The 10791-nt window shown below is 44.0% G+C and carries 7 protein-coding genes; 4 read left to right on the top strand and 3 right to left on the bottom strand.

Annotated features, from left to right (window positions below; all coding sequences use genetic code 11):
• Positions 1 to 229, top strand: a 229-nt coding sequence (locus F6K49_RS29665; protein ID WP_293102382.1) for a YccF domain-containing protein, incomplete at its 5' end; no start/stop codon positions are given.
• Positions 230 to 527: 298 nt separating this feature from the next.
• Positions 528 to 749, top strand: coding sequence for a hypothetical protein (locus F6K49_RS29660; RefSeq protein WP_293069482.1), 222 nt, complete (start codon positions 528 to 530; stop codon positions 747 to 749).
• Here the strand turns inward: F6K49_RS29660 and F6K49_RS29655 are convergent.
• Positions 701 to 3271 carry a CHAT domain-containing protein gene (locus F6K49_RS29655; RefSeq protein WP_293083614.1) on the bottom strand — a complete coding sequence of 857 codons (2571 nt, stop codon included), beginning with the start codon at positions 3269 to 3271 and terminating at the stop codon, positions 701 to 703. The genes F6K49_RS29660 and F6K49_RS29655 overlap by 49 nt on opposite strands.
• Before the next feature lie 32 nt (positions 3272 to 3303).
• On the opposite strand from F6K49_RS29655, the gene F6K49_RS29650 reads away from it, so the two are divergent.
• Positions 3304 to 3555 (top strand): hypothetical protein, encoded by a 252-nt coding sequence (locus tag F6K49_RS29650; protein WP_293069478.1) that lies wholly within the window; start codon positions 3304 to 3306, stop codon positions 3553 to 3555.
• 1008 nt (positions 3556 to 4563) lie between these two features.
• Positions 4564 to 6399, top strand: a complete 1836-nt coding sequence (ltrA, locus tag F6K49_RS29645) for a group II intron reverse transcriptase/maturase (RefSeq protein WP_293021688.1) — start codon at positions 4564 to 4566, stop codon at positions 6397 to 6399.
• A gap of 87 nt (positions 6400 to 6486) precedes the next feature.
• On the opposite strand, the gene F6K49_RS29640 is transcribed toward ltrA, so the two are convergent.
• Both F6K49_RS29640 and F6K49_RS29635 read right to left on the bottom strand, forming a co-directional pair.
• Entirely contained in the window at positions 6487 to 7896 is a 1410-nt protein-coding gene (locus tag F6K49_RS29640) for a transposase (protein ID WP_293072230.1), read from the bottom strand.
• Between the two features lie 86 nt (positions 7897 to 7982).
• Positions 7983 to 10454, bottom strand: a complete 2472-nt coding sequence (locus F6K49_RS29635) for a filamentous hemagglutinin N-terminal domain-containing protein (protein ID WP_293072231.1) — start codon at positions 10452 to 10454, stop codon at positions 7983 to 7985.
• Between the last annotated feature and the right edge of the window lie 337 nt (positions 10455 to 10791).

Raw genomic sequence — 10791 nt, 5'->3', positions numbered from 1 at the left:
TACTCTGGCACCATTTGGCAGAACAATTGAGGAAACGTCAGACGCTGGTAGCCTCCTCAATATGATTTTTAACATTATCTGGCTGCTCGTCTTTGGCTGGGAGATTGCCGTTGCTCATTTGGTCTCAGGGCTAATTTTAGCGATTACAATTATTGGCCTTCCCTTTGCCCAACAGCATTTTAAATTAATTCCCCTGTCTCTATTTCCCTTCGGCAGAGAGTTGCGCTAAATTTTCTAGTCAATACTTTTGTATTTATGGATAACACAGTTTTATTTGGTATGGGCACTTTGCAGGAGTGGCTAACAGTATTAGGTTATGCATCCTTAATTGCTTTTGTTTTTTGGCGCGTGATGCTCACAAAGCCGAAGTGATAGCTATTGATATACTATCGCAAAGGGAACAGGGAACAGGGAACAGGGAACAGGGAACAAAAATTATCACAATTCATTTAGCTTGTAGGGTGGGCAAAAACAGTTTGGTTCAAAAGAGTATTCTAGATAATATTACTTTGCCCACCCTACTTTAATTGGTATTTTTTTTACTACAAGATCGCGAACGCATTACAATATTGCGATCGCGTAGCGGCTCTAAAAGAGCATCGCACTATAAGGTACACAAGATTTCTTCCCGATTCCCGATTCCCGATTCCCGATTCCCGATTCCCTACTCCCTACTCCCTACTCCCTACACCCTACTCCCTCACAACCAATTTCCCAGCAAAATAAAAGCCGACCAGTACAAGGGATGATTAAATGCCTCGCTCTGCAACAGCTCCTGTTGAGCAAGACGCAGAGCTTCAGCCTTGGTAACCTTGCCTGTGGCTAACCTCTGATAGAAGCGAGTCATTAACTCTGTAGTGGCAAGATCGTCCACAGTCCATAGACTGGCAAGGGTACTGCGTGCCCCCCCACGCACGGCGATACCAGCCAATCCCAAAGCGGCTCGGGAGTCTCCTTTGGCTGTCTGACAAGCACTGAGGACGAGTAATTCAATCGGATTTTCTTGCTTTTGATCGGTTCTGATCAGACTATTTAATTCATTGAGATTGATCACGTCATCCCAGGTCAGCAGAAACGTTTCTTCAGCTACTGAACTAAATTCACCATGAGTTGCTAGATGAACCACTTTGTAACTAGAGGTATTAACTTCTGTATTGAAGTTGGATTCAGTAAAGGATTCATTGAGTAAAATCAATGAGGGAACTTGAGCCTTGATATTCTCTAATTCCACCTTCACTCCAGGAAGTGCTCCTAATTGGGGACGATGGGGACGAACTTCCGTCACTCCAGCACTCAGAACCGAAACGTTTTGTCTGACATTGGCTTGAGAGTCGATTAGTTGTAAACTAGGTGCTACCGCAATACTATATTTCTCGATCAAATGGTCTTCCCCGTCATAAAGCACAGACATGGGAAGATCACGCAGAGCACCATCTGGTATAAATACTAGAGTGCGGATGTTACTGTTGGCTAATTCCCCTTGAATCGGACCGATTAACCAGTCGTGTATTGTTTGTAAGTTGTCCTTTCTCAGGACTCGCCAAGGGCTAGTAATATTTATCTTTACCGAAGCCAGTTGTTGTTCTATTTCTGTTTGAGGTAAGTTAGTAGTAATCTGGCGCAGGGGTTGTCCGGGCAAAGTTACAATTACTTCCAAGCGGTCTGGCAAGATAATGGTATAGAAGATAGCAGCGTTAGGATCTATTTCGTCGATATTAACGGGTTTAGTATCTAAACAAGCATCCCGAAAGAAGTTATCTAGTTCTGCGAGTTGTAGGGATTCAATCACATCTCGTGCTTGTTTGAGGTTTTCTTGAGATGCATTGGGTTCTAGGAGTAGTGCTACTAATTCTCGGTAGACTGGTTCGACGCTTTCGCGAAACTCAAACTGAAGATCGCTACTAATCGCGACTAGGTCACTACGGATAGATTGGAGGGTTTGCACCGATTGAGCATAGGCCGCGTTCGCGTTTTTTTTATCCTGTTTTAGATTCAGAATTCTGCCCAGTTGCCATTGCCATTGATAAGCTAAATCCGGAGCCTGGATTTCTTGAGCAATCAGTAAGGCTTTTTCCGTCAAGTCTTGGGCTTCATCAAGACGTTGATTGTATTCGTATAAGGTTCCCAAGTTACCGATGGCTTCAGCTTCGGCTCGTTTATCTCCTAAATTCCTAGCTAGCTTAATAGCATCGGCGAGATAAGTAGCTAGTTCCTTGGGAGATGTGAGTTGTGATGTTGTCGGTTTTAATAGGGTTTTGGCTAGATTAATTCTAGCATTGATAGCGGTCTTACTGGGAGATAATTTAGTTAAGGTATTTTCGATAGCTGGCAATAACTCTCTGGCTTGTGACCACTCTTGTTGAGCTATTACTATACTCAGTTGATTTAATTGCCCTTGAATCTTAAGATCTGCTAGGGGAGATTCCTTGACAACCCGTTGATATAAATCTATTGCGTCTGCTGTGTCTCCTTTTAATCTAGCGGTATTTCCTAAACTGAGCAGATTGTCAGCAATCAAAGTCTGATCTCGTAAGTTTTCCGCTATGGCTAAACTTTGTTGTAAAATTGCTTGAGATTCCTTGAATTTACCCACTCGGCGCAGCACATCACCTAGGTATTGGAGGGCGGTACTTTTGAGTTGGCTATCCGGTTGGTCTTGGATAGTTTCCTGGATTTGAGTTAAGGTTTTAGTAGCTTGATTATACAACCCTAATACTCGTAAGGCTTGGACTTGGTAAATCTGACTTTCTGTTAATTTAGTTAAGTCTCCGATATCTTGGTAGATAGCACTCGTTTGCTGCCAAGTGGATAAGGCTTTCTCCCCCTGACCTAGAGATAAGTATACTTGTCCTTGAACTTCTAATATTTGGGCTTGTAATTGTTGATGTTCTGTAGTATTATCAAGTTTGGATAGTTTGGTGAAACTCTGGGATATTGTTTGTTTAGCTTGGTCTAGGTCTCCCAAGGTTTGATAAACTAAAGCGAGATTGACTAAGGAATTAATTTCACCAATAAGGTCGCCACTGTTGCTGTAGTTACTAATCATTTGCTCCAACAACGGGATAGCCTCTTGGTATTGACCTGTTTCATAGAGGTGTTGGGCTTGTTGGTCTAGGGAATCGGAATCCCCCCTAGCCCTTAATAAGGGGGGAAGGGAATCGGAATCCCCCCTAACCCCCCTTAATAAGGGGGGAAGGGAATCGGGTGTGATGACAACAGAATTTGATAATGCTTTGCCGGATGGCAGGAAGCAGGTTATTAATGCGTTCACGCAGTGGCTCTGAAAGAGCATCGCAATTAGAAATGATAGTTTTTTCATATCCCTACTCCCTACTCCCTACTCCCTACTCCCTGCTCCCTACTCCCTATTCCCACATGACAATCAAGATTGGGCAATATCTGCTCCACAGGAGTTCCGTTAAACGGTTGCGCAGTCAGAATAATCGTGCCATCCTTTGCTATTACCCAGCCTTGGGCTTCGATAATCACTTTTTTGTCTTGAGGGGGTGTGACTGTTCGCGTAGCGTGGCCAAAGGCCTTGGGTTGCTGTGGTAATGGTTTTCTAGTGCTGGGTAAGCCAGGACGAGTTCGCCACCTGACTGTTCTGTGGGCATTAATCACTGGATCTTCTGGAGTTGGTGGTAAACCGCCTTTGCCAGTAATAATAAAGGAACTGCCCCCAGCAATCCGATTATTTTCAAACGCACAAATGTCATTAGCCAGGATAGCTTCTGCATCGAGATACTCTTGAACCGGGATAAATCGGGATAAACCCGGATAAGACGGTCAAGGTGCAATTTATTATTGCCTGAGTGAGGAGTGGTAGTCAGCAATTGGAGTTAAGCCTCCCACTCATCTGTCTAGGCTTTCCTGGCATCTCGACCAGGAGTTGCTTGAAAGCCCGAGTTTTGCTATGTTTGGAGTCAAGGGGCGACCGATGAAGGCGCTCATAGAAGCGAAAGGGGTAAGAGCCTTTCCACGGTCAGGATTCAGGCCAAGTTCCCACCCAAAGGAGCGTATTGAGATGGATAACTCGGTGAAAACTAGGTTACTCCCGAATCAATGGGTTTCACAGCTAGAGGGTAAAGCCAAAGGAAACCAGAATGTCGAGAAGGTGAACAGAGGCAGGGAAAGAATCAAAAGGTTGACGAGTAGGAACCGTTGATATAAGGCACCGTAATAAACAATACCTCTGCCAAAACGACAATGGAGGTAATAGCTCCAGGATTAGCCTCGCCTTGATGGGGCAATCAGAATCACAAACGGACTCGGTGTAGAGACGGCAACCTGAGATTCGTATCTTCTATGTGTGTAACCGGGTAAGCCGAGGTTGAGTCCAATATCTAGGTCGATTGATATTGGTAGCCAAATCGTAAGAGGAGGTCTAACTCTGGGCCCGGTAAAAGACTGAACCAAGCGAAAGCCAACAACCGAAAGGAAACAGGAAAGCCGGAAGGTCATAACTGGTTGGATAGAGGGAAATCCCTCAACTCGTGCAGAGTGCTGAATTTCAGAACTAATTCCGAGCCAAGGAAAAAATACGTTTTGATTCCCTAATTGTATATGGAAAAGATAGAATCGAAACCTTCGGGGGACGGTATCGTAACTGAGCAAACCACCAATTGGCACTCCATAGACTGGAAAAATGCCTACCGGATGGTTAGGAAACTTAGACGTAGAATTTTCAAAGCGACACGTGAAGGCAACTGGAAAAAGGTAAACAAGTTGCAGAGGTTAATGCTCCGCAGCTACTCCAATATCCTTACTTCCGTCAGACAGGCTACCCAGATAAATGGTGGAAAAAAAACCCCAGGGATAGATGGACAGGCAAAACTTAATCCCAAGGAAAGAGGCGAAATGGTCGATGCCCTCACCACTTACAAAGCATGGAAGCCAATCCCAACAAAACGCATCTACATACCCAAATCCAACGGAAAACAAAGGCCATTAGGAATCCCTAGCATGACGGATAGATGCCTACAGGCAATCGTCAAGAATGCATTAGAGCCTACATGGGAAGCCAGATTTGAACCCGTATCATACGGTTTCAGGCCAGGAAGAAGTGCCCATGATGCTAGACAAAGGATATTCCAAAACATATGTGGTGAAAAGAACAGGAAATGGTGGGTCTTAGACGCAGACATCTCAGGATGTTTTGATAATATCGCCCACGAACCACTCCTAGAAACCATTGGAAGCTTCCCAGCAACACATCTTATTAAAGAGTGGCTTAAAGCAGGATATGTCTACAAAGACGTATTCTACAATACAGAGGAAGGAACCCCCCAAGGTGGAATAATTAGCCCATTATTGGCCAATATAGCCCTCCACGGATTAGAAAAAGAATTGGGAATCAAATACAGATGGAGTAGAGACAAAAGGAAGAAAGATGGTGGAGGATGGTACAACGTGACACCTAGGACTTACGTCCGCTTTGCTGATGACTTCGTAATCCTAACAGAAAGCGAGGAAGATGCGGCGAACGCTAAGGAAATCACCGAAAAGTGGTTATCTGAAAGAGGACTAAAACTATCCAAGGAAAAAACCAAAATAAGCCATGTATCCACAGGATTCGACTTCCTAGGATGGACTTTCCGAAAGTATAAGACCACCAGTAGAAAAACGGGATTAATAACCCTCATCAAACCCTCCCAGAAAAGCGTAAAGAAAGTCAAGAATAAACTGAAAGAAGAATTCAAAAAACTCAAAGGGGTATCCCAGAGAGAAGTGATACATAAACTCAATCCAATAATAAGAGGATGGAGCAACTATCACAGCGGAGCAGTCTCCAAGGAAATCTTCTCACAGCTTGATAACTACGTATACTGGAAACTCCAACGGTGGGGTAGACGAAAGCACTCAAAGAAATCTCATGAATGGGTTAATAAAAAATACTTCGGTAAATTATGTCCCGGCAGAGATGACAATTGGGTATTTGGAGAAGAAGGATATCACATAAACAAATTCGCTTGGACAAGAATTGAAAGACACACTTTAGTGACTTTCGATAAATCCCCAGACGACCCAGGACTAATAGAATACTGGAAGGAAAGGGAAGTCAAGCAGAAAGAAAAAACGGCGAGGAGTAAACTTTCTAGCGGACGAGACAAAATAGCCAACAGACAGGGATATAAATGTCCCTTCTGTCAGCAAAATCTAGGTAATTACGATAAAGTGCATCTACATCATATTATGCCAAAAAGCCTAGGGGGTCTCGACAAATACGATAACCTCATCTACCTGCATAACGATTGCCATCACTCCATCCATGCCTTGGGTGCGACTAATCCCGACATACAACAAATGTTAAGAAGCGGGATGGAAAAACCCTCTAAGACCCGGAACAAAAGCCAAAAGGTACAAAACCGGAAATCGAAGAAAAGCAAGTCGCAAAAATAACGTGTTCAAAAGGAATTAGGTGCGCCGTGTACTTGGAGACTTGTTCGCACGGTGCTTAGGGGGCGAAGCGGGGGCAACCCCGCCGACCTACCCAATCCATCCAAGCTCAACTGCATCTAGCAGACTCAGTCCCATACCTTCCAAGAAACGCGCGGTACGGCGCAACAATACTGCTTGAACCTCGGTTTTATTCATGTACCGAGTAATCTCGAAGTCTGTACCCCTAGCAAGGATGTTCTTTGCAGCATTATGGTCAGCCTGCGACACGACCCCATTAAACCTGGTAAAATTGTCCCCGCTTCTTTTGCCCAATAGGGTTCCAGTCACGGAGTCAATTTGCGACGTGTAACTAGGCTGGACTTCTGTAACAACCGACCCAGTCCAATTAGCCCATTTTTCTAAGGAGTCCCGCATTTGACCCTTCATCCAACTATTGAGCTTGCGGGACATTGCTTTGGACTGACGTTTATTTCGGATTGGTTGTGTTAAATCTTCCGCAAATACTTTTAATGATTCTCCCTTGAAAAGGGACTTTGAAGCGGCTCCTATGATAGCTGTAAGTTCTGATTGATTTTGCCTGTATCGCTTATTTTCTGTCTTTCTAGTTAAGTTATTTTTAAGAATGCGAGCCGACTTAGCTGGGTCGATTTTTTCCAGTTTTCTATGAATCGCCCAAAGTTTTCCTCTATTACGATTCTTAGCACATATTCGATTGGACTTCTTAGTTGCGGCAAAACCTAGATTCTCTCCGTGCGCCTGGCCATCTGAATCATAGAAAGCCTCAGTGTATCCCTTGTCTACCCCAATAGCTCGGCGGTCGGCAGGAATCTCTACAGTCCCATAGTCTACTAAAAAATGGATTTCAAATCTTTCTAGAAGCTGGTTGTATATCAGCCTGATCTGACCTTTGATTTTTCGATTAGACCTAACGACTATTTTGTTTCTTTTTCCTCTCCTTAGCCCAGCTAGTTCTAACTGGTAAGTGTTACGAGAGAGTCGTTTGCAGTTATAGCCTACTTGTTGATAAACTATCTGATTTTTGACCCAAGAGTGCCCTCGTTTAAACTCCTTTCTAACAAGCCTGTGAAGAAGTGGTAATCGCTGAAAAGCTAAGGTCTTAAGCTGTTTGTAAAGTTCTTTTCTGGTCTTTTGATTGTCCTTCCCCGGAAATCTTTTGTAGATTTTCTTGATTACCGCATCGGTACAGGCCGCCTGGCTCGCTGTAATGGCTTTCGCTACATCATTAATAGTCCAATCCATTAACTTAGCAGGTAGCCCCAAGGTATCGGGAGTCCTGAAGCTCTTCACTTCCGGGATAGCCTTTTTCCAGTCAAGGCTCCAGTGACTGATGCTACCTAATTTGTTGTAAGACTCAGATCTAACAATGCCTAACTTTTTCATAGTAGACAGCAACTCAATTTCAACCGACTTGGTTATCCCCACCACAGGGACGATTTGAGTCGATCTCCTTTTTGCTACTCCAAATGTTCTTGGCATCGTCACAAAACTCTGTGTCAATTGTCTCGATTATACTCTAGCGCTAAGTAAATGTCAATGTCTATTTTGTGATATTAAATACCGTTTTATCCCGTTTTTTTGCTACTTAATTGCGCGACCAGGATTCCTGGCAATTCGTTTAAGCCTGAGGTGGGGTCTACCTGTAAGATGTTGAGTATGACTTCACCGTTGAAGGATGGGCCAAGTTCAGACGTGGCAGTGATGTCATTGTCTGGAGTGAGACGCTCTCGAAATTCTAGACCAAAGATGCCTTTGGCATTAATGGTAACACTACCTCCTGAGCCTTGTTGAGCATTGGCGGTGATGTCGCTATTTCCCAGACCGACTAGGGTATCAGTATCAATTTCTATATTTCCCCCAGTGGTTGTATTCTGAGCGTCAGTTAGAATCAAGCTTCGGTTGAGGAGTCGGATGTCACGGGAAAAGAGTTTAATATTGCTGTCGTCTCCTCCTGCTGTTTCTGCTGTGATCCTGCTATTGTTGTCAAGGAAGATGGAGTTGGCATTAATCTTTACCTCGCCTGCTGAACTGCCCTGTTCAAAACTTCTAGCACTAACTTCTGCTCCATCAGAGATGATTAACTTGTCAGTGGTAATATTCAAAAACCTTCCGGCATTTCCTGTTGCTTCTCGATTAGCTTGAATAAATAAGCCGCTGCGAGACCGACCATCCGCTGAGGTACCAATCAGTTTAACCGTAGAAGAAGCATCTACAGTCAAATTTCCCCCGTCCCCTTGACCAAGAGTCCTAGCTGAAACAGCTGCTCCATCAGAGACAATTAACTCCCCAGTGGTAATCTTCAAATCTCCCGCATTTTTTGTCCCTTCAGTTTGAGTAAACAAGCCGCTGATAAACCGAGCATCAGCTGAAGTACCAATCAGTTTAATCTTAGAAGAAGCATCCACAATCAAATCTCCCCCGTCCCCTTCACCAAGAGTCCTAGCTGAAACAAATGCTCCATCAGAGACGATTAACTCCCCAGTGGTAATCTTCAACTCTCCCCCATTTCCTCTCCCAAAAGTTTGAGTAAACAAGCCGCTGAAAAACCGACCATTGGCTGAGCTACCAATCAGTTGAACAGTAGAGTCGGCATCCACAGTCAAATCTGCTCCGTCCCCTTCACCAAAAGTGCTAGCTGAAACAAGTGCTCCATCAGAGACGATTAACTCCCCAGTGGTAATCTTCAACTCTCCCCCATTTCCTCTCCCTAGAGTTCGAGTAAACAAACCGCTGGCAAACCGACCATCAGCTGAGGTACCAATCAGTTGAGTCGAGTCGGCATTAACAGTCAAAGTTCCGCTGTCCCCTTCACCGATTGTGCTAGCTGAAACAAATGCTCCATCAGAGACAATTAACTCCCCAGTGGTAATACTCAAATTTTGCGCATTTCCTGACCCAAAAGTTTCAGCAAACAAGCCACTGGGAAACGTCTCATCGGCTGAGATACCAATCACTTTAACAGTAGAGGAGACATTCAAAGTCAAATCTCCGCTATCCCCTTCACCAAAAGTGCTAGCTGAAACAAATGCTCCATCAGAAACAATTAACTCCCCAGTGGTAATACTCACATCTCCACCCTGTCCTGAGCTAAATACATCCGTAGTTATTAGAGAACCACCCTCAAGACTGAACTGTGAAGCTCGAACCTCTATCCCACCGCCACTGCCACTCCCTTCGGTATCCGCAAACATAAAAGAGCGATCGCGTAAACTCACATTAGCCCCCTGCACCTGGATACTCCCACCACTTTCGCCACTGGTAATGACAAAAGCACGATCGGACAAACTAATATCCTGAAACTCTTGAACTGCTGAATAATCCAACACCAAACTCGTATCGGTTGGGGTCAAGTTCACCACACCAAATGCACCAACACTCCCCAGCTCAATCCGTCCATCCAATGCAGCTAGAACAGCACCAGGAAGATTAACCTCACCACCAATCAGCCCTAAGGTTTGACCATTTGGTACCCGAAACAGACTAGATTGATTAGTAATACTTCCTGGATTTGATCCATATTGCAACCCAGATGGTATATTAATAGTCAACAACGGTTTATCATTGGGATTTTTAGTGCTGAAAACTTTACCATCTTCAAACAAAACACTCTCAGCAGTACTCCAAAAAAATGAACCTCCCACATCCAGTCTGCTATTGGGACCAAAGACAATACCGTTGGGATTGATCAAAAATAAATTAGCATTTCCCAATACTCCTAGAGTCCCCAAAATATTGGAAACATTACCTCCGGTTACCCGACTCAGGATGTTGGCAACTCCAGCAGGATTATCAAAATAAGCTCCTGCGAGCTCGGCTACATTAAAATCTGAAAAGCTGTGGAATAGATTACTGTCTCTAATCGCCCCACCTTCAATTAAATCTATTACAATTCCGTTAATATTGAGATTGGTTACCACAGAGCTTTCATTCCCCAGGGTATTATCTGGGGTAATTTGCCCTAATGCCGTAGTTGCAGCTAGTAGAGAATACAGCAACACGCTAGTTGCTGGCACCAGTGGGGAAATCCGAGGTTTCATAGTAATCAATAAGCTACCGAGTTTTCGGATTATTTCATAAAATTTACTTCAGCTTGATTGATTTACAAATTCTTTAAAAAAAATTTAATTAAAATTTACAATAAAAGGGAGCAGGGAGCCTCGGAGCAGGGAGTCGGGAGTCGGGAGTCGGGAGTCGGGAGTCGGGAATAAAATTATTTGCCTATTGCCTATTGCCTCCCCCCCTTACGCGCCTATGCTTTATAAACATATTTCTTTACAAAAAACTTGACAAAAGTAACTTGATATGATTAGTGTGATCAAAAAACTTGACGTCCCACGTTCTCGCTCAGTTTGTATAGGAAAAGCCTTTTGCCAA

The organism is Moorena sp. SIO3I6 (genome assembly GCF_010672095.1).
The sequence above is the reverse complement of the archived record's forward strand: the minus strand, read 5'-3'. Positions and strand labels throughout refer to the sequence as shown.

Excerpts from the sequence above, each read along its gene's own strand:
- F6K49_RS29635 (WP_293072231.1), bottom strand. The coding sequence starts at position 10,454 with ATGAAACCTCGGATTTCCCCACTGGTGCCAGCAACTAGCGTGTTGCTG.
- F6K49_RS29640 (WP_293072230.1), bottom strand. The coding sequence starts at position 7,896 with ATGCCAAGAACATTTGGAGTAGCAAAAAGGAGATCGACTCAAATCGTC.
- ltrA (WP_293021688.1), top strand. The coding sequence starts at position 4,564 with ATGGAAAAGATAGAATCGAAACCTTCGGGGGACGGTATCGTAACTGAG.
- F6K49_RS29650 (WP_293069478.1), top strand. The coding sequence starts at position 3,304 with ATGATAGTTTTTTCATATCCCTACTCCCTACTCCCTACTCCCTACTCC.